This is a genomic window from Delftia sp. K82, from assembly GCF_002193035.1.
GTDB lineage: Bacteria > Pseudomonadota > Gammaproteobacteria > Burkholderiales > Burkholderiaceae_C > Comamonas > Comamonas acidovorans.
On sequence record NZ_MYFL01000001.1, the window covers coordinates 641,920 to 658,526 of the forward strand.

Below are 16,607 nucleotides of genomic sequence, written 5' to 3' on the forward strand. Positions count from 1 at the left end.
TTTGCCTCTTTTTTGTCAGCGATGCCGTGAGCGCACGCTTACTGGGGCTGGGCCACGGTCACGAGGGCCGGGCGCAGGATACGGTCGGCAATCAGGTAGCCCTTTTGCAGCACCGACACCACGGTGTTGGCTTCCTGCTGGGCAGGCACCATGCTGATGGCCTGGTGCAGGTTGGGGTCGAATTTCTCGCCGGCTGCCGGGTTGATGGTCACGACCTTGTTGCGCTCCAGGGCCGAGGTCAGCTGGCGCAGCGTGGCGTCGGCGCCTTCGCGCAGCTGCTCTGGCGTGGCCTGCTGGATGGCCAGTGCGGCATCCAGGCTGTCGCAGACGGGCAGCAGGCTTTCGGCAAAGCTCTCGATGCTGAACTTGCGGGCCTTGGAGACTTCGTCTTCCGCGCGTCGGCGCACATTCTCTGCCTCGGCCTTGGCGCGCAGGAACTGGTCGGCCAGCTCGGCGCTCTTGGCCTTGAGTTCGGCCAGCTCGGCCTGCAGGCGCTGCAGCTCGTCGGCGGCGTTGGCCGCCATGGCGGCTTCGATTTCTTCCGGGGCTGCGTCTTGAAAGGGGTTGGAGTTTTGTTCGGACATGGATGGAGACTTCAGCTACAAAACAAAAAGATCGCCGCGCTGGAGGCCAGGCTTGGCGATTGCACGATCTTGAATCGAGATGCGAGCGGATCGGTGTATTTTCAAGGGCTTTGTGCCTGTGCATGCGCACTGCAGGTGCACACGGTGGGGGCAAAAGCCGGGCGAAGGAGCAAAAGCCCCACACGAATCCGGGGTCTCGGGCAGTGCGGAGTGTACAGATGGAAGAGGGCTGCGCTAGAATCCAATGCTTTGCCTTGCCGCACCGCTACAAGACGCAGTGGGCGGCGTTTTCCCAAAAGGAGTCGATATGCGTCATTACGAAATCGTTTTGTTGATCCACCCGGATCAGAGCGAGCAGGTTCCCGCCATGCTGGAACGCTACAAGGGCATGATCACCGCTGGCGGTGGCAAGGTCCATCGCGAAGAAGACTGGGGCCGTCGCCAACTGGCTTACATGATCAACAAGCTCGCCAAGGCCCACTACCTGTGCCTGAACATCGAAGCCGACCAGGCTGTGATGGCTGAGCTGGAGCATGCCTTCAAGTTCAACGATGCCGTGCTGCGTCACCTGACGGTTCAGAAGAAGAAGGCCGACACTGCGCCTTCCTCGATGATGAAGACCGTCGAGCGTGAAGAAGCCCGCAAGGCCAGCCAGACCGAACAGGCCTGAGCCCAGCCCTTTCAGAACCTGAAGGAGTGGAGAACCACGTTGCACTGACGGCCGCCATCGCAGAGCTTCAAGCACTGCGCTACACGCCGGCAGGGCTGCCCGCCCTTGAACTGCGACTCGAACACGCGTCGCGGCAAAAGGAAGCAGGAAGCGAACGCAGCGTGACGGCATCTGTCAAGGCGGTGGCCTTTGGCGCGCTGGCTGAAAAGCTGGCCCGCCAGGCGCTCGGCAGCCAGTGGAAGTTCCAAGGCTTCCTGGCAACGCCCCGCAACGGCAAATTGCTGGTTTTCCACATCCAGGACATTCAACAAAACTAATTTTCAAGAGGTCCAGAAATGGCCACGTTCAAGAAATTCAACAAGGACAAGCGCCCCAAGCGCAACACGCAGTCGCTGCTGTTCAAGCGCAAGCGCTTCTGCCGCTTCACCGTCGCCGGCGTCGAAGAAATCGACTACAAGGATGTGGACACCCTGCGTGACTTCATCGGTGAAAACGGCAAGATCGTGCCCGCTCGCCTGACCGGCACGCGCGCCATCTACCAGCGTCAGCTGAACACGGCCATCAAGCGCGCCCGCTTCCTGGCTCTGGTTCCTTACTCTGACCAGCACAAGATCTAAGGAATACAACCATGCAAGTCATTCTGCTCGACAAGGTTGTGAACCTCGGTGGCCTCGGCGACATCGTCAAGGTCAAAGACGGCTACGCCCGCAACTTCCTGATCCCCACGGGCGCTGCCCGTCGTGCCACGGCTTCCGCCAAGGCCGAGTTCGAAGCCAAGCGCGTCGAACTGGAAAAGCAAGCGGCTGAAAAGCTGGCTGCTGCTCAGCAACTGGGCGAAAAGCTCAACGGCGCAAACGTCAAGCTGACCCAGAAGGCTGGCGTTGACGGCCGCCTGTTCGGCTCGGTGACCAACGCCGACATCGCCGAAGAGCTGACCAAGGCCGGCTTTGCCGTCGCCAAGTCGCAAGTTCGCCTGGTCAACGGTCCCATCAAGACCGTGGGCGACGCCACCGTGGTCGTGGCACTGCACACCGACGTCAGCGTCGAAGTGACGGTGTCGGTCTACGGCGACCACTCCTGATCCGGGGCTTGTCCCGTATCACCAAAAAGCCGCCTTAGGGCGGCTTTTTGCTTTGCCGTGCCAGGGTGATGACGCCGGGTGGCGCGGCCTTTTGCCAGCCGCTACGATGGCGGGCTCATCTCCAGGAATTCCATGTCGTCCGTAATGCCCCCGCTCGATCTCGATGATGCGTTCGCACCGCTGCCTGCTGGCGACCAGCAGGTGGCCCAGTTGCGCGTGCCGCCGCATTCGATGGAGTCCGAGTCCAGCGTGCTAGGGGGGCTGCTGCTGGACAACAACGCCTGGGAGCGTGTTGGTGATCTGCTGGTGGATGGTGATTTCTACCGCCATGAGCACAAGCTAATCTACGAGGCCATCGGCAAGCTGATCAACGGCAGCAAGCCGGCCGATGTGATCACGGTCTACGAGCATTTGCAGAGCATGGGCAAGGCCGAGGAAATCGGCGGCCTGCTGTACCTGAACCAGCTGGCGCAGTACGTGCCCAGCGCCACCAACATCCGGCGCTATGCGGAGATCGTGCGGGAGCGCTCCATCCTGCGCAAACTGGTGACCGCCAGCGACGACATCGCCACCAATGCCTTCAATCCGCAGGGCAAGACGGTCGATCGCATTCTGGACGAGGCCGAGCAGAAGATCCTGGCCATCGGCGAAGAGGGTGCACGCAACAAGCAGGGCTTTCAGTCGCTCGACACGCTGGTGGTGGACTTGCTGGACCGTGTCCAGGAGATGGCCGACAACCCCATGGACGTGACCGGCGTGCCCACGGGTTTCGTCGATCTGGACCGCATGACCAGCGGCCTGCAGGCTGGCGACCTGGTGGTGCTGGCTGCCCGTCCCTCGATGGGCAAGACCTCGTTTGCGGTGAATATCGCCGAGCATGTGGCGCTCAACGAGGGCCTGCCGGTCGCCATTTTCTCCATGGAAATGGGCGCGGCCCAGCTGGCGGTTCGTATCGTCGGCTCCATCGGCCGCGTCAACCAGGGCAATCTGCGCACGGGCAAGCTCAACGACGACGAGTGGCCGCGCCTGACGGAAGCCATCGAGCGGCTGCGCACGGTGTCCCTGCACATCGACGAGACTCCGGGCCTGTCCCCCACGGAACTGCGCGCCAATGCGCGGCGCTTGGCGCGCACCTGCGGCAAGCTGGGCCTGATCGTGGTGGACTATTTGCAGCTGATGAGCGGCTCGGGCTCGGCTGCCAGTTCCGACAACCGTGCGACCGAGCTGGGCGAGATTTCGCGGGGCTTGAAAATGCTGGCCAAGGAACTGCAGTGCCCGGTGATTGCCCTGTCACAGCTCAACCGCTCGGTGGAGCAGCGCACCGACAAGCGTCCCATGATGTCCGACCTGCGCGAATCGGGTGCCATCGAGCAGGATGCCGACATCATCATGTTCATCTACCGTGATGACTACTACAACAAGGACAGCAAGGAGCCGAACATTGCCGAAGTCATCATCGGCAAGCAACGTAACGGTCCCACGGGAACGGTGAAGGTGTTCTTCCAGAAGAACCAGACGCGCTTCGAGAACCTGGCTGTGGGCTACGGTGGCGGCGACGAGTACTGATCGGGATACCCGGGCTTTGTGCCTGCAATGAAAAACGGCCCCGAGGGGCCGTTTGCTTTGGGTGGTTGGCGATCTACATGCGCCAGACCTGGATCAGCAGGCCCGCCACGCAGATGCCAAGGATGGCGCATGCCCAGGCCAGCCGCTGGGCGCCCGTGCGCAGCGCGCCCACGGTGGCCACGATCTGGGCGTTCTGCTCTGCCAGCTTTTCGATCAATTCCAGCGACTGGCGCTGGGATTGTTCCAGTTGCACGATGCGTGCGTCCTGGGCCTGGATCAGCTGCAGCGCCTGTTCGCCAGCCGAGCGCGGCGGTGCCAGCGGCTCGACGGCCGCAGGCTGCTGTGCATCGAGCTCCTGCGCAGCGTCTTTCTTGCGCAGCAGGTTCTTGGCGGCCTTGACGACCTGGGGCGTGGCCTCGATGACATCGCCCCAGGGCACCAGCTTCAACGCGGTGATCCAGCTGATCGCCATGGCTTAGAGCACCTCGCTGGCGAAGTCTGCCAGGCGCGAACGCTCGCCACGCGCCAGCGTGATGTGGCCGCTGTGCGGCCAGCCCTTGAAGCGGTCCACGGCGTAGGTCAGGCCCGAGGAGCCTTCGGTCAGGTAGGGCGTATCGATCTGCGCCAGATTGCCCATGCAGATGATCTTGGTGCCGGGGCCGGCGCGCGTGATCAGGGTCTTCATCTGCTTGGGCGTCAGGTTCTGGGCCTCGTCGATGATGACGTACTTGTTCAGGAAGGTGCGGCCGCGCATGAAGTTCATGCTCTTGATCTTGATGCGGCTGCGGATCAGCTCATTGGTGGCCGCGCGGCCCCATTCGCCGGCATTGCCGCCATCGCCCTTGGCCAGGAATTCGAGGTTGTCGTCGAGGGCGCCCATCCAGGGGCCCATCTTCTCTTCCTCGGTGCCGGGCAGGAAGCCGATGTCCTCACCCACGCTCACCGTGGCGCGCGTCATGATGATCTCGGTGTAGCGGCGATCGTCCAGCACCTGGGACAGGCCGGCGGCCAGGGCCAGCAGGGTCTTGCCGGTGCCGGCCGTGCCGGTCAGCGTGACCAGGTCGATGTCCGGGTTCATCAGCAGGTTCATCGCGAAGTTCTGTTCGCGGTTGCGTGCCGTGACGCCCCAGACGGCGTACTTGGGATTGCCGAAGTCCTTGAGCGTCTTGAGCACGGCCGTCTTGTCGCGGATCTCGGTCACGCGCATGAACAGGCTGGGCTCGCCCGGTGCCTCGTGGTAGACGAACTGGTTGATCATCAGCTGGTCGACGATGGCGCCGCTGATGCGGTAGTAGGTGATGGCGCCTTCCTGCCAGCTCTCGACGTTCTTGCCCGCCTTGGCCCAGAAGTCCTGGGGCAGGGCCAGGGCGCCTGCATACAGCAGATCGCCGTCGTCCAGAACCTTGTCGTTCTGGTAGTCCTCGGCCGCCAGGCCCAGCGCGCGTGCCTTGACGCGCATGTTGATGTCCTTGGACACCAGCACGACTTCGCGCTCGCTGAACTTCTTGCGCAGCGCGGCGACCACGCCCAGGATCTGGTTGTCCGCCTTGCCCTGGGGCAGGCTGTCGGGCAGCGAGGTTTCCAGCGGTTCCGTCTGGAAATACAGCATTCCCGTGGCGCTGCGCTGGCCCGTGGCATTCAGCGGTAGGCCCTTGTCCAGCGTTTCGGAGGGCTGGGAGGCGACCAGCGAATCCAGCGTGCGGCTGACCTGGCGGCCGTTGCGCGCCACTTCGGTCATGCCCTTCTTGTGGCCGTCGAGTTCTTCCAGCACCACCATGGGCAGGAAGATGTCGTGTTCCTCGAAGCGGAACAGGCTGGTCGGGTCGTGCAGCAGCACGTTGGTGTCGAGCACGAACAGCGTCTTCGGTCCTGTGCGCGTGCGGCGCGGGCGAACCGGCGCTGCCAGCAGTGCTGCCGGCTTGGCTTCTGTGGAGGATCTGTTGGCCGAGCGGGCGCTGGACGGCGCTGCCGTTGCGTTGGAATTGTCGGTTGCGCGGCGCTGCCGGTTGGCAGGTGCTGCAGTCGCGGGCGCCGGTGCCGGTGATGCGGGCTTGGTGCTGCGGCCGCGCGCCGGTGCGGGCTTTGAGGCTGTGGCGGTGTTGTTGGAGGCGGGGGCCGGCTTGCGCTTGCGCGTCGCGGCGGCAGCTACGGCCTCGGCTGCATCGGGAAGATCGTCAGCGGGCAGGGGGTCTGCGTGCTGGGCACCGCGCACGGGAAGAAAGGCTTCGGGGGAGAGCTTGGCGGCACGGCGGCCGGGTGCGGGGGGCAGGGGCATAGTGGACGAACCGTTCCTCAACAGGGATCAAAAAGCACAAAGCCGCCTGGAAACCGAGGCGGCTTTGGTGGGGTGACAGGGAAAAGCGTCTTTGCTAAGAGGCATCGTCCCATTATGCATAGGCTGATGGCCTGAATATGTCGGCCGACGCTTTGTCGCCTGTCAGATTGTCGCTATCAGGCGGCCTGCTTCAGTGCCTTCAGGGTCTTGACAGCCTTGAGCACCTCGTCAACGTGGCCGGGGACCTTCAGGCCGCGCCATTCCTGCACCAGCAGGCCATCGGTGCCCACCAGGAAGGTGGAGCGCTCGATGCCCTTCACCTTCTTGCCGTACATGATCTTGTTCTTGACCACGCCGAACATGTGGCACATCTTCTCTTCCGTATCGGCGATGAGCTCGAACGGCAGTTCCAGCTTTTCCTTGAAATCGTCGTGCGACTTCATGTTGTCGCGCGAGACGCCAAACACGGTGGCACCAGCTTTCACGAAGTCCTTGTACTTGTCGCGGAACTGCATGGCTTCAGTGGTGCAGCCAGGCGTATTGTCCTTTGGGTAGAAATACAGGATCAGAATCTGGCCCGTGTGGGAGGTGTTGGTCACCTTGATCCCGCCGGTAGCGTTGGCTTCAAATTCGGGAAGGGGTTTGTTGACAACGATCGCCATGCGCTTATATCTCTCGGGTGTAGTCGTTGAAATGCCGAGGGCCGTGTTTGTGTTTTTGCTTTTATCGGAAATGCCCCCAACCGCAACCTGCAATTTTACCCTGAAAACGGGATTTCACCCAATCAGGGGGGCAGGAGTCTACTCCAAGAGTAGGGCCGCGACGACGTTACGGCCTTCGCTGGCAAGGATGTTGTAGGTGCGACACGCGGCCTGCGTGTCCATGCTTTCCAGACCTATGCGCCGGGCCATGAGGGGGCGCAGCCAGGCTGCCGGCGGGAAGCGGTTGCGCTGGCCGCTGCCCAGGATGATGACCTCGGCATCCAGTTGGGACAGCGCCTCGAAATGCTCGGGCGTCAGGTCCTCGAAGCGGACGCAGTCCCAGGCCTGGCGCAGGCCCTTGGCGCCTACCAGCAGGCTGTGCTCGAATTTTTCCCTGTCCACGGCGACCCAGCCGGGGCCATAGCCCGTGATGCTCTGTGCTTCGGATTTGTCGGCGTGGAATTTCATGGATGAGGGTGGCGCGGTCTGCGCGATGGGGGTGGCCGCCACATGGCCGGGGCCAGGGCGATGCTGCATTGCGGAACTGTGGTCAAATTATAGGTTTCACCAGGGTGCATGGGGCACTTTGGCGTGCATGAAGGCCGCAAGCCCGCGCCGGCCACTTTCATATTCTCAGCATGAAAACCGTTCTCAAATCCGCAAAACTAGCCAACGTCTGTTATGACATCCGCGGGCCCATCATGGACGCGGCGAAGAAGATGGAAGAGGACGGGCAGAAGATCATCAAGCTCAATATCGGCAACCTGGCCGTGTTCGGCTTCGATGCCCCCGAGGAAGTGCAGCAGGACATGATCCGCAACCTGCCCAATTCGGCAGGCTACTCGGACAGCAAGGGCATCTTCGCGGCGCGCAAGGCCGTGATGCACGAGACCCAGCGCCAGGGCATCCTGGGCGTGACGCTGGACGATATCTACCTGGGCAATGGCGCATCCGAGCTGATCAGCCTGGCCACGAACGCGCTGCTGGACGACGGCGACGAGATGCTGCTGCCGGCGCCCGACTATCCGCTGTGGACCGCCGTCACCAGCCTGTCGGGCGGCACGCCCGTGCACTATATGTGCGACGAGTCCAACGGCTGGATGCCCGACCTGGAAGATATCCGCGCCAAGATCACGCCGCGCACCAAGGGCATCGTCGTCATCAATCCCAACAACCCGACGGGCGCCCTGTACAGCAAGCAGCTGCTGCAAAGCATCGTGGCGCTGGCCCGCGAGCATGGGCTGGTGATCTTTGCCGACGAGGTCTATGACAAGGTGCTGTACGACGATGTCGTGCACACGCCGCTCGCCAGCCTGTCCACCGATGTGCTGACGCTGACCTTCAACTCGCTGTCCAAGGCCTACCGCAGCTGCGGCTACCGCGCCGGCTGGATGGTGGTCTCGGGCGACAAGAAGGCGGCCCGGGACTATATCGAGGGCCTGAACATGCTCTCCAACATGCGCCTGTGCGCCAATGTGCCCGGCCAATGGGCCGTGCAGACGGCGCTGGGCGGCCACCAGAGCATCGACGAGCTGGTGCAGGAGGGCGGCCGGCTGCGCGTGCAGCGCGATCTGGCCCACAAGCTGATCACCGAAATCCCTGGCGTGAGCTGCGTCAAGCCGCAAGCCGCGCTGTACATGTTCCCGCGCCTGGACCCCGAGATCTACCCGATCAAGGATGACCAGGCGTTCTTCCTGGAAGTGCTGCAAGAGACCAAGGTCATGCTGGTGCAGGGAACAGGCTTCAACTGGCCGCACCCCGACCATTTCCGCATCGTCTTCCTGCCGCACGACACCGACCTGCGCGAGGCCATCCGCCGTCTCGCAGTGTTCCTCGAGAAATACCGCAAGCGCCACGGCACGGACCGCGGCTGAGCTGTGCGGGCCGGTGGAGGAGAGGGCCTTCCGCCGGCCATTGCTTTTTACCGGCTGCCGGCGCGCACCCTCTGGGCGCCGCAGCGTTTTTTGACTGGCAAGTAGTTTATGAAACCGATCCAAGTAGGCCTTCTGGGCATTGGCACCGTGGGCAGCGGCACCTTCAACGTGCTGCAGCGCAATCAGGAAGAGATCCGCCGCCGTGCGGGCCGCGGTATTGAGATTGCCATGGTGGCCGACCTGGATACGGAACGCGCCCGCTCCGTCGTGGGCGACACGGCCAAGGTGGTCGGCGATGCGCGCGAGATCATTGCCAACCCCGAGATCGACGTGGTGATCGAGCTGATCGGCGGCTACGGCATTGCCAAGGCCCTGGTGCTGGAAGCCATTGCCGCCGGCAAGCATGTGGTCACGGCCAACAAGGCCCTGCTGGCCGTGCATGGCAGCGAAATCTTCAAGGCCGCCGCCGAGAAGGGCGTGATGGTGGCCTACGAAGCGGCCGTGGCCGGTGGCATCCCCATCATCAAGGCGCTGCGCGAAGGCCTGACGGCCAACCAGATCCAGTGGGTGGCCGGCATCATCAACGGCACGACCAACTTCATCCTGTCCGAAATGCGCGACAAGGGCCTGGACTTCGACGTGGTGCTCAAGGAAGCCCAGCGCCTGGGCTACGCCGAAGCCGACCCGACCTTCGACATCGAAGGCGTGGACGCCGCCCACAAGGTCACGCTGATGAGCGCCATCGCCTTCGGCATTCCCGTGCAGTTCGACAAGGCGTATGTGGAAGGCATCACCAAGCTGTCTGCGGCCGACATCAAGTACGCCGAGCAACTGGGCTACCGCATCAAGCTGCTGGGCATCACCAAGCGCACGGACAAGGGCATCGAGCTGCGCGTGCACCCCAGCCTGGTGCCGACCAAGCGCCTGATCGCGAACGTGGAAGGCGCGATGAACGCCGTCGTCGTGCATGGCGACGCCGTGGGCACCACGCTGTACTACGGCAAGGGCGCGGGCTCCGAGCCCACGGCCAGCGCCGTGATCGCCGATCTGGTGGACATCGCCCGCCTGCACACGGCCGATCCCGAGCACCGCGTGCCCCCGCTGGCCTTCCAGTCGAACACGCTGGTCGCCGCAGGTGGCGAGCTGCCCGTGCTGCCCATGAGCGAGGTGGTCACCAGCTACTACCTGCGCATCCGCGTGGCCGACGAAGCCGGTGTGCTGGCCAAGATCACCAGCATCCTCGCGGGCATGGGCATCAGCATCGACGCCCTGCTGCAGCGAGAGGCCGGCGAAGTGAGCGGCGACAGCGAAGGCAGCCAGGGCGTGCCGCAGACCGACCTGATCATCCTGACCCATGCCACGCGCGAAGGCGATATGGACACGGCCCTGGCCCAGATCCAGCAACTGCCCACGGTGCTGGCCCCTATCAACCGCATCCGCAAGGAAGAGTTGAACTAAGACACCCCCTGAGCGGCTGCGCCGCTTCCCCCTCTCTCGCACGCGGGAGGGGGACGACGCCCTCGCTGCGGGGCGGCCCTTGCTCGGCATCCCTGGCATCGGCCGCGCCCCGTCTCACAGAATACTGACGAGGAAGCGACATGCTTTATCTTTCCACGCGCGGCCACGCGGACCGCAAGCGCTTTTGCGACATCCTGCTCGAGGGCCTGGCGCCCGATGGGGGGCTGTACCTGCCCGAGCACTATCCGCAGATCGATGCCGCCCGCTTGGGCGAGCTGCGCAGCATCTACAAGGAGCAGGGCTACGCTGCCCTGGCCTTCGAGATCCTGAGCCTGTACATCGACGACATCCCGGCCGAGGATCTGCGCGCCCTGTGCGCCAAGACCTATACGCAGCAGGTGTTCGGCACGGCCAAGATCACGCCGCTGCGCCAGCTGGAAGACGGCCTGTGGCTCGAAGCCCTGTCCAACGGCCCCACGCTGGCCTTCAAGGACATGGCCATGCAGCTGCTGGGCAACCTGTTCGAGTACGAACTGGGCCGCCGTGGCGAGGAACTCAACATCCTGGGCGCTACCAGCGGTGACACCGGCAGCGCGGCCGAGTACGCCATGCGCGGCAAAAAGGGCGTGCGCGTGTTCATGACCAGCCCGCGCGGCCGCATGAGCCCCTTCCAGCAGGCCCAGATGTTCAGCCTGCAGGACGCCAACATCCACAACATCGCCATCGAGGGCGTGTTCGACGACTGCCAGGACATCGTCAAGGCCGTCTCCAACGACCACGCCTTTAAGGCGAAGTACAAGATCGGCACGGTCAACTCGATCAACTGGGCCCGCCTGCTGGCCCAGGTCGTCTACTACTTCGCCGGTTACCTGCAGGCCACGCAGAGCAATGACCAGAAGGTCAGCTTCACGGTGCCCAGCGGCAACTTCGGCAACATCTGCGCCGGCCACGTGGCGCGCCAGATGCGCCTGCCGATCGCACGCCTGGTGGTGGCGACCAACGAGAACGATGTGCTCGACGAGTTCTTCCGCACGGGCGCCTACGTGGTGCGCGGCAGCGAGCACACCTACGAGACATCGAGCCCCTCGATGGACATCTCCAAGGCCAGCAACTTCGAGCGCTTCGTGTTCGACCTGCTGGGCCGCGATGGCCAGGCCACGCGCGAATTGTTCGCCGAGGGCGTGGCACGCCAGGGCCGCTTCGACCTGGGCGGCAATCCGCTGTTCCAGGAAGCTGCTGCCCGCTACGGCTTCGTCAGCGGCAAGAGCACGCATGCCGACCGCCTGGCCACCATCCGCGATACCTTCGAGCGCTTCGGCACCATGATCGACACGCACACGGCCGACGGCGTCAAGGTGGCGCGCGAGCAGCTGCAGGCCGGCGTGCCCATGATCGTGCTGGAGACGGCACTGCCCATTAAGTTCGCCGCCACCATCGAGGAGGCGCTGGGCCGCCTGCCCGATCGCCCGGCCAAGTTCGAAGGCATCGAGGACCTGCCCAAGCGCGTGACCGACTTGCCGGCCGATGCCGAGCAGGTCAAGGCCTATATCGCCCGGCATTGCGACTGATGCCGCAGCCGGGCTGCCCAAAGGTCCGCAGCAGGAGTGCATGGCGATGAAGGTCATAGGCTTCGCCGGCTACTCGGGCTCGGGCAAGACCAGCCTGGTGGAGCCCCTGATCACGCTGATGCGTGCGCAGGGGCTCAGCGTTTCGGTGGTCAAGCATGCCCACCACCATTTCGATGTCGATCACGAGGGCAAGGACAGCTGGCGCCACCGCAAGGCGGGCGCCTATGAAGTGGTGCTGGCCTCGGATCGCCGTCTGGCGCTGATGCGCGAATTCCCCCGTCCCACGGAGCTGTCGGTGCACGACATGCTGGCCGAACTCGATCCGCGCGTGGATTGGGTGCTGGTCGAAGGCTTCAAGCACGCCGACCTGCCCAAGATAGAGATCTGGCGCGATCAGCCCGAGCGCGCCAGCGCCGGCAAGACCCAGGCGCCCCTGTATCCGCACGACCCCCATGTGCTGGCCATTGCCACCGACGCACCGCAGCGCCTGCCAGAGCCGCCGCGCCAGCCCGTGCTCGATCTCAATGCGCCAGGGCAGATACTGCAATGGCTGCTGGAGCATGCGCAGCAACTGCGCTACCGTGCCCCAGGCCTCCCTCGAAATTAGGAAAACACCATGCGAGCCCCGCTCAAGCCCCTTGACGAAGCGCTGGCCGAATTGCTGGCCCAGGCACTGCCGCTGGCCGGCGATGACACCGTGGACAGCTTCGATGCCGATGGCCGTGTGCTGCTGGCCGATGCCGTCTCTCCGCTGCAAGTGCCGCCCCAGGACAACAGTGCCATGGACGGCTACGCCGTGCGCAGCGCCGAATGCACCCAGGGCAATGCCGAGCTGCCCGTCTCGCAGCGCATCCCCGCAGGCGCCATGGGCCAGCCGCTGGCCGTGGGCACGGTGGCGCGCATCTTCACGGGCGCTCCGGTGCCCGAAGGTGCCGATGCCATCGTCATGCAGGAAGACTGCGAAGTCCTGGAAGACGGCCGCGTGCGCATCAAGGCGCGGCCCGAGGCCGGGCAATGGATACGCCGCTCTGGCGAAGACATCCGGCGCGGCGCCACCGTCATCGCGGCCGGCACGCGCCTGTCGCCGGCCGAGCTGGGCCTGGCCGCCAGCATCGGCCTGGCCTCTTTGCGCGTGGCACGCAAGCCGCGCGTGGCCCTGTTCTCCACAGGCGACGAGCTGGTCATGCCGGGCACCGTGGCGCCCGAACAGATGCCGCCCGGGAGCATCTACAACAGCAACCGATTCTTCCTTCGCGCCCTGCTGCAGCGCATGGGCTGCGAGGTCACCGACTTTGGCATCGTCCCCGACCGGCGCGAGGCCACCGTGCAGGCCCTGCGCGAAGCGGCCCGCGCGCATGACCTGATCCTGACCAGCGGCGGGGTGTCTGTCGGCGAAGAAGACCATGTCAAGCCCGCCGTGCAGGCGCTGGGCCAGCTCGACCTCTGGCAGATCGCCGTCAAGCCCGGCAAGCCCTTTGCCTATGGCCGTGTGAACCGCGAGGGCGAAGGCTTTGCCCACTTCATCGGCCTGCCCGGCAACCCGGTCTCCAGCTTCGTCACCTTCCTTTTGCTGGTACGCCCCTTCGTGCTGCGCCTGCAGGGCGTGCAGCAGGCGCTGCCGCGCTCGGTCGAGGTGCGCGCCGACTTCCATTGGCCGCGCGGGGACAAGCGCCGCGAATTCCTGCGCGTGCGCTACAACGACAGCGGCGGGCTGGAGCTGTTCCGCAACCAGAGTTCGGGCGTGCTGACCTCGGCGGCCTGGGGCGACGGCGTGGTGGACAACCCGCCGGGCCAGGCCATTGCGCCGGGCGACCGGGTGCGCTTCATCGCCTTTTCGGAGCTGCTGTCATGAGCCAGGCCATCACCATCACCGTGCGCTATTTCGCCTCCATCCGCGAAGCCCTGGGCACGGGCAGCGAAACCCTGTCCACCGAGGCCGCCACCGTGGGCGCGCTGCGTGAGGAACTGATTGCGCGTGGCGGTGCAGCCGCCGAAGCGCTGGCCCCTGGCAAGGCCGTGCGCATGGCGCTGAACCAGGTCCTGTGCGATGCCGGTGCCGCCATTCGCCAGGGGGATGAGGTGGCTTTCTTCCCTCCCGTGACCGGAGGTTGACCCAAATGACCACCGACAAGCCCGTGGACCAGGCCATCAGCGCACGCACGCGCAAGGCCCTGTCCGAAGCCAAGGCGCGCGGCGTGCAACTGGGCCGCGCAGGCGCAGACAACCTGCGCGCCACCGTGGAAAAGCGCAAAACCACGGCCGATGCCTTCGCCCAGCAGCATGAGGCGCTGTTCACCGAACTGCAGGCGCGCGGCCTGACGCACCGTGCCATGGCCGCCGAACTCAATGCCCGCGGCATTGCCGCGGCCCGGGGCGGCGAGTGGACGCACGGTCAGGTGCAACGCATCCTGAACCGCTATGCCGACCTGCGCTCTGCAACACCGTCTGCAGACGGCAGCAGCGGCAGCTGAATCCCGGCCAGCCGCTGCGCCAGCGCGGCCGATGCAGGCTGCATGGGCGCACGCAGCGTTGCCGGCATTCGGCCCTGCTGCGCCAGCAAGGCCTTGATGGGTGCGGGATTGGGCTCGGCAAAGCAGGCGGCGATGTGCGGCTGCAGCGGCTGCCACAGCGCACGGGCAGCGGGCAGGTCGCCACGCTCCAGGCATTGCATCAACTCAACGAAGTGCCGTGTATGCGCGTGCGCGCTGGCAGCAATCGCTCCCGCACCGCCCAGGGCCAGCGTGGAAAAGATCTGCGCGTCTTCGCCGGCCAGCACCTGCAGCTGCCCATCGGCGATCAGCGCCTGGGTCTTGGCGGCATCGCCCCCGCAATCCTTGATGGCCACGATGCGCTCATGTGCGGCCAGCGCACGCAGCGTGGCCAGCTCCAGCACCACGCCGGTGCGGTAGGGAATGTCGTAGACGATGACCGGATGGGCGCTGCGCTCGGCAATCGCCGTGAACCACTGCAGCAGGCCTGCCTGCGACGGGCGTATGTAATGCGGCGCGGGCACCAGAATGCCGGCCAGCGGCAGGGCGTTCAGTGCCTGGACACGGGCCAGCGCATGCCCCAGGTGGCAGTCGGAAACACCCATGACCACGGGCATGCCCTGGGCCGCTGAGAGGATGGTGGACAGGGCGGCATCGTGCTCCGCTTCGCTCAGCGCGGCGGCCTCGGCGGTCGAGCCGCAGGCCACGTAGCCGGCGATGCCGGTGGCGTTGTAGTGCTGCACCAGGGCGCGCAGAGCCCCGTGGTCCACCGCCGCCTCATCTCCAGGAAGAAAGGGCGTGACCAGCGGAAGCCACAGCCCCTGGAATCGGGCTTGCGGCGAGGTGGTGGAAGGCAAAGACATGGAAGATCCCTTCGGTTGATTCAAACAATGAACGACCGGACGCAGCCACCGGCCAGACCGAGGGCGGAAAGGCAGGCGCCTGAAGGGATGCGGGAAGGGAAGATGGAGGCTGCCGGGCCGGTTCCGTCGCTCATCTGGACGGAACCTCAGCTCCGGTCAGACGAGCTGGGGTTTGCAGGCTTTGCCCAGGCACAGGCGCACGGCATCACCGTGGCATGTGGGGAAGGCAAAGATTGCAGGCATGGCGCGCAGTGTAGCGCGCCTGAGCGCCTGAGCGCCTGGGTGAGGGGTGGTGGGTGGCCTTCAGGCTGCGCCTTCGGCGCCGGGAGGGGGTGATGCATCGGGCAGCAGCGGTGCCTGCCACTCCAGCAGCTCGGCCAGGCGCTGCACGATCCAGCGCGCCTCGCCAGGGCTGACGATGGAGCCCTCGGCCGCCAGGCCCGCGTGCATGCCCAGCAGCACGCCTTGCTCCGAGGAATTGCCGGAGTGATAGAGCGTCTGCGCTTGCTCGACCAGGTGGCTGGCCAGGTCCTCGCACAGTTCATAGCGCCCGACCACGTCTGCAATCGATGCCTTGAGCCGGCCGTGCCGGTCGGCATACAGGGCGGCAAAGCTCGGCGGTGGCTGTATCTGGCTGGTCTCGTCCATGCGCGCCTCAATCGGGTTCGAACAGGCGTTCGAAGCGAGCAAGGTCCTCGGCCAGCTCGCAGCTCACGAGCTGGCCCATCTTGCCGTCGGCCAGGCGGTGGGCTGCGAACAGCGTGGCCTTGCCGCGAAAGTTGTAGTCGGGCAGATGGATGATGGTGTAGGGATGGGACACGAACAGCTGATGCTCGTAGACCACGCGCTGCTCGTTGCGCGGCGACGGGTAGAGCGTGTATTCGGGGGTGGTGATCGTGAGTGTGGCCATGCATGGCCCGCTGCAGCAAAAGGCCGGCGGCGGGGGAGGGCAATGCTACCGCGTTCATCACACCCTGGCGCGCCGCCGCCCTGCGACAATGCGGGCATGCAAGCAGCCCGTGTATCCATCCAGACCGAGGATTTCGACGTATCGGCCGAACTCGCCGCCCTGCGCGGCGGCGATGCGCGCGTGGGCGCGGTCTGCAGCTTCATAGGCACGGTGCGTGACCGCAATGAAGGCGCCGCCGTGGCCAGCATGGAGCTGGAGCACTACCCGGGCATGACCGAGAAATCCATCGAGGCCATCATCGACGAGGCGGTCCAGCGCTTTGGCATCCATGGCGCGCGCGTCATCCACCGCATCGGTCCGCTGCAGCCCCTGGACCAGATCGTGCTCGTGGCCGTCACCGCATCGCACCGGGGCATGGCTTTTCAGGCCTGCGAATACATCATGGACTACCTCAAGTCGCTGGCGCCTTTCTGGAAGAAGGAACAGACGCCCGAGGGCGCGCGCTGGGTGGATGCGCGCGTCAGCGACGAAGAGGCGCTGGCGCGCTGGCGCCAGTGAGGCGGCGCGC

21 protein-coding genes are annotated in these 16,607 nt (G+C 65.1%); 13 read left to right on the forward strand and 8 right to left on the reverse strand.

Annotation, left to right across the window (positions count from 1 at the left end):
- Positions 1 to 38: 38 nt before the first annotated feature.
- On the reverse strand, positions 39 to 584 hold the full coding sequence (grpE, locus tag KDK82_RS02820) for a nucleotide exchange factor GrpE (RefSeq protein ID WP_013801022.1): 546 nt from the start codon (positions 582 to 584) through the stop codon (positions 39 to 41).
- A gap of 307 nt (positions 585 to 891) precedes the next feature.
- Here grpE and rpsF point away from each other — a divergent pair, with 307 nt between their 5' ends.
- The 5 genes from rpsF to dnaB all read left to right on the forward strand — a co-directional run bounded on the left by rpsF (position 892) and on the right by dnaB (position 3,901).
- Positions 892 to 1,254, forward strand: coding sequence for a 30S ribosomal protein S6 (gene rpsF / locus KDK82_RS02825; RefSeq protein WP_012207028.1), 363 nt, complete (start codon positions 892 to 894; stop codon positions 1,252 to 1,254).
- Between the two features lie 26 nt (positions 1,255 to 1,280).
- Positions 1,281 to 1,571 carry a primosomal replication protein N gene (gene priB, locus KDK82_RS02830; protein WP_012207027.1) on the forward strand — a complete coding sequence of 97 codons (291 nt, stop codon included), beginning with the start codon at positions 1,281 to 1,283 and terminating at the stop codon, positions 1,569 to 1,571.
- Positions 1,572 to 1,589: 18 nt separating this feature from the next.
- On the forward strand, positions 1,590 to 1,871 hold the full coding sequence (gene rpsR, locus KDK82_RS02835; RefSeq protein ID WP_012207026.1) for a 30S ribosomal protein S18: 282 nt from the start codon (positions 1,590 to 1,592) through the stop codon (positions 1,869 to 1,871).
- An 11-nt stretch (positions 1,872 to 1,882) separates the two neighbouring features.
- Positions 1,883 to 2,335: a 50S ribosomal protein L9 gene (gene rplI / locus KDK82_RS02840; protein ID WP_013801023.1), complete on the forward strand. Its 453-nt coding sequence runs from the start codon at positions 1,883 to 1,885 to the stop codon at positions 2,333 to 2,335.
- 132 nt (positions 2,336 to 2,467) lie between these two features.
- Positions 2,468 to 3,901, forward strand: a complete 1,434-nt coding sequence (gene dnaB / locus KDK82_RS02845) for a replicative DNA helicase (RefSeq protein ID WP_012207024.1) — start codon at positions 2,468 to 2,470, stop codon at positions 3,899 to 3,901.
- Between the two features lie 73 nt (positions 3,902 to 3,974).
- On the opposite strand, the gene KDK82_RS02850 is transcribed toward dnaB, so the two are convergent.
- The 4 genes from KDK82_RS02850 to KDK82_RS02865 all read right to left on the reverse strand — a co-directional run bounded on the left by KDK82_RS02850 (position 3,975) and on the right by KDK82_RS02865 (position 7,345).
- Positions 3,975 to 4,373 (reverse strand): hypothetical protein, encoded by a 399-nt coding sequence (locus tag KDK82_RS02850; RefSeq protein WP_088163973.1) that lies wholly within the window; start codon positions 4,371 to 4,373, stop codon positions 3,975 to 3,977.
- A 3-nt stretch (positions 4,374 to 4,376) separates the two neighbouring features.
- Positions 4,377 to 6,176 (reverse strand): PhoH family protein, encoded by a 1,800-nt coding sequence (locus tag KDK82_RS02855; protein ID WP_088163974.1) that lies wholly within the window; start codon positions 6,174 to 6,176, stop codon positions 4,377 to 4,379.
- Between the two features lie 176 nt (positions 6,177 to 6,352).
- Entirely contained in the window at positions 6,353 to 6,838 is a 486-nt protein-coding gene (locus tag KDK82_RS02860; RefSeq protein WP_013801026.1) for a peroxiredoxin, read from the reverse strand.
- 138 nt (positions 6,839 to 6,976) lie between these two features.
- A complete protein-coding gene (locus tag KDK82_RS02865) occupies positions 6,977 to 7,345 on the reverse strand; it encodes an Mth938-like domain-containing protein (RefSeq protein ID WP_012207020.1) in 369 nt (122 codons plus the stop codon).
- Positions 7,346 to 7,515: 170 nt separating this feature from the next.
- On the opposite strand from KDK82_RS02865, the gene KDK82_RS02870 reads away from it, so the two are divergent.
- The 7 genes from KDK82_RS02870 (at position 7,516) to KDK82_RS02900 (ending at position 14,248) form a co-directional block, all read left to right on the forward strand.
- Positions 7,516 to 8,751 (forward strand): pyridoxal phosphate-dependent aminotransferase, encoded by a 1,236-nt coding sequence (locus tag KDK82_RS02870; RefSeq protein WP_012207019.1) that lies wholly within the window; start codon positions 7,516 to 7,518, stop codon positions 8,749 to 8,751.
- 108 nt (positions 8,752 to 8,859) lie between these two features.
- Entirely contained in the window at positions 8,860 to 10,209 is a 1,350-nt protein-coding gene (locus KDK82_RS02875; protein ID WP_088163975.1) for a homoserine dehydrogenase, read from the forward strand.
- A 140-nt stretch (positions 10,210 to 10,349) separates the two neighbouring features.
- A complete protein-coding gene (gene thrC, locus KDK82_RS02880) occupies positions 10,350 to 11,777 on the forward strand; it encodes a threonine synthase (RefSeq protein ID WP_088163976.1) in 1,428 nt (475 codons plus the stop codon).
- A gap of 46 nt (positions 11,778 to 11,823) precedes the next feature.
- Complete coding sequence (mobB, locus tag KDK82_RS02885) at positions 11,824 to 12,384, forward strand: molybdopterin-guanine dinucleotide biosynthesis protein B (protein ID WP_034396637.1); 561 nt, start codon at positions 11,824 to 11,826, stop codon at positions 12,382 to 12,384.
- Positions 12,385 to 12,393: 9 nt separating this feature from the next.
- On the forward strand, positions 12,394 to 13,629 hold the full coding sequence (glp, locus tag KDK82_RS02890) for a gephyrin-like molybdotransferase Glp (RefSeq protein ID WP_088163977.1): 1,236 nt from the start codon (positions 12,394 to 12,396) through the stop codon (positions 13,627 to 13,629).
- Positions 13,626 to 13,889: a molybdopterin converting factor subunit 1 gene (gene moaD / locus KDK82_RS02895; RefSeq protein ID WP_034396626.1), complete on the forward strand. Its 264-nt coding sequence runs from the start codon at positions 13,626 to 13,628 to the stop codon at positions 13,887 to 13,889. The genes glp and moaD overlap by 4 nt, the downstream gene beginning before the upstream one ends.
- Before the next feature lie 5 nt (positions 13,890 to 13,894).
- Positions 13,895 to 14,248, forward strand: coding sequence for a recombinase family protein (locus KDK82_RS02900; RefSeq protein ID WP_088163978.1), 354 nt, complete (start codon positions 13,895 to 13,897; stop codon positions 14,246 to 14,248).
- On the opposite strand, the gene dapA is transcribed toward KDK82_RS02900, so the two are convergent.
- The 3 genes from dapA to KDK82_RS02915 all read right to left on the reverse strand — a co-directional run bounded on the left by dapA (position 14,194) and on the right by KDK82_RS02915 (position 16,039).
- Complete coding sequence (gene dapA / locus KDK82_RS02905) at positions 14,194 to 15,129, reverse strand: 4-hydroxy-tetrahydrodipicolinate synthase (protein ID WP_088163979.1); 936 nt, start codon at positions 15,127 to 15,129, stop codon at positions 14,194 to 14,196. The two genes, KDK82_RS02900 and dapA, sit on opposite strands and share 55 nt — an antisense overlap.
- A 303-nt stretch (positions 15,130 to 15,432) precedes the next feature.
- The gene (locus tag KDK82_RS02910; protein WP_013801035.1) at positions 15,433 to 15,777 is read right to left on the reverse strand and encodes a hypothetical protein; all 345 of its coding nucleotides are present in this window, start codon (positions 15,775 to 15,777) and stop codon (positions 15,433 to 15,435) included.
- Between the two features lie 7 nt (positions 15,778 to 15,784).
- Positions 15,785 to 16,039: a hypothetical protein gene (locus KDK82_RS02915; protein ID WP_012207010.1), complete on the reverse strand. Its 255-nt coding sequence runs from the start codon at positions 16,037 to 16,039 to the stop codon at positions 15,785 to 15,787.
- Positions 16,040 to 16,135: 96 nt separating this feature from the next.
- Here KDK82_RS02915 and KDK82_RS02920 point away from each other — a divergent pair, with 96 nt between their 5' ends.
- Positions 16,136 to 16,597, forward strand: a complete 462-nt coding sequence (locus tag KDK82_RS02920; protein ID WP_034396618.1) for a molybdenum cofactor biosynthesis protein MoaE — start codon at positions 16,136 to 16,138, stop codon at positions 16,595 to 16,597.
- The last annotated feature ends 10 nt before the right edge of the window (positions 16,598 to 16,607 follow it).

Bases quoted from the DNA above. Each gene is read 5' to 3' on its own strand.
- grpE (WP_013801022.1), bottom strand. From the start codon at position 584: ATGTCCGAACAAAACTCCAACCCCTTTCAAGACGCAGCCCCGGAAGAA.
- rpsF (WP_012207028.1), top strand. From the start codon at position 892: ATGCGTCATTACGAAATCGTTTTGTTGATCCACCCGGATCAGAGCGAG.
- rpsR (WP_012207026.1), top strand. From the start codon at position 1,590: ATGGCCACGTTCAAGAAATTCAACAAGGACAAGCGCCCCAAGCGCAAC.
- rplI (WP_013801023.1), top strand. From the start codon at position 1,883: ATGCAAGTCATTCTGCTCGACAAGGTTGTGAACCTCGGTGGCCTCGGC.
- dnaB (WP_012207024.1), top strand. From the start codon at position 2,468: ATGTCGTCCGTAATGCCCCCGCTCGATCTCGATGATGCGTTCGCACCG.
- KDK82_RS02850 (WP_088163973.1), bottom strand. From the start codon at position 4,373: ATGGCGATCAGCTGGATCACCGCGTTGAAGCTGGTGCCCTGGGGCGAT.
- KDK82_RS02855 (WP_088163974.1), bottom strand. From the start codon at position 6,176: ATGCCCCTGCCCCCCGCACCCGGCCGCCGTGCCGCCAAGCTCTCCCCC.
- KDK82_RS02860 (WP_013801026.1), bottom strand. From the start codon at position 6,838: ATGGCGATCGTTGTCAACAAACCCCTTCCCGAATTTGAAGCCAACGCT.
- KDK82_RS02865 (WP_012207020.1), bottom strand. From the start codon at position 7,345: ATGAAATTCCACGCCGACAAATCCGAAGCACAGAGCATCACGGGCTAT.
- KDK82_RS02870 (WP_012207019.1), top strand. From the start codon at position 7,516: ATGAAAACCGTTCTCAAATCCGCAAAACTAGCCAACGTCTGTTATGAC.
- KDK82_RS02875 (WP_088163975.1), top strand. From the start codon at position 8,860: ATGAAACCGATCCAAGTAGGCCTTCTGGGCATTGGCACCGTGGGCAGC.
- thrC (WP_088163976.1), top strand. From the start codon at position 10,350: ATGCTTTATCTTTCCACGCGCGGCCACGCGGACCGCAAGCGCTTTTGC.
- mobB (WP_034396637.1), top strand. From the start codon at position 11,824: ATGAAGGTCATAGGCTTCGCCGGCTACTCGGGCTCGGGCAAGACCAGC.
- glp (WP_088163977.1), top strand. From the start codon at position 12,394: ATGCGAGCCCCGCTCAAGCCCCTTGACGAAGCGCTGGCCGAATTGCTG.
- moaD (WP_034396626.1), top strand. From the start codon at position 13,626: ATGAGCCAGGCCATCACCATCACCGTGCGCTATTTCGCCTCCATCCGC.
- KDK82_RS02900 (WP_088163978.1), top strand. From the start codon at position 13,895: ATGACCACCGACAAGCCCGTGGACCAGGCCATCAGCGCACGCACGCGC.
- dapA (WP_088163979.1), bottom strand. From the start codon at position 15,129: ATGTCTTTGCCTTCCACCACCTCGCCGCAAGCCCGATTCCAGGGGCTG.
- KDK82_RS02910 (WP_013801035.1), bottom strand. From the start codon at position 15,777: ATGGACGAGACCAGCCAGATACAGCCACCGCCGAGCTTTGCCGCCCTG.
- KDK82_RS02915 (WP_012207010.1), bottom strand. From the start codon at position 16,039: ATGGCCACACTCACGATCACCACCCCCGAATACACGCTCTACCCGTCG.
- KDK82_RS02920 (WP_034396618.1), top strand. From the start codon at position 16,136: ATGCAAGCAGCCCGTGTATCCATCCAGACCGAGGATTTCGACGTATCG.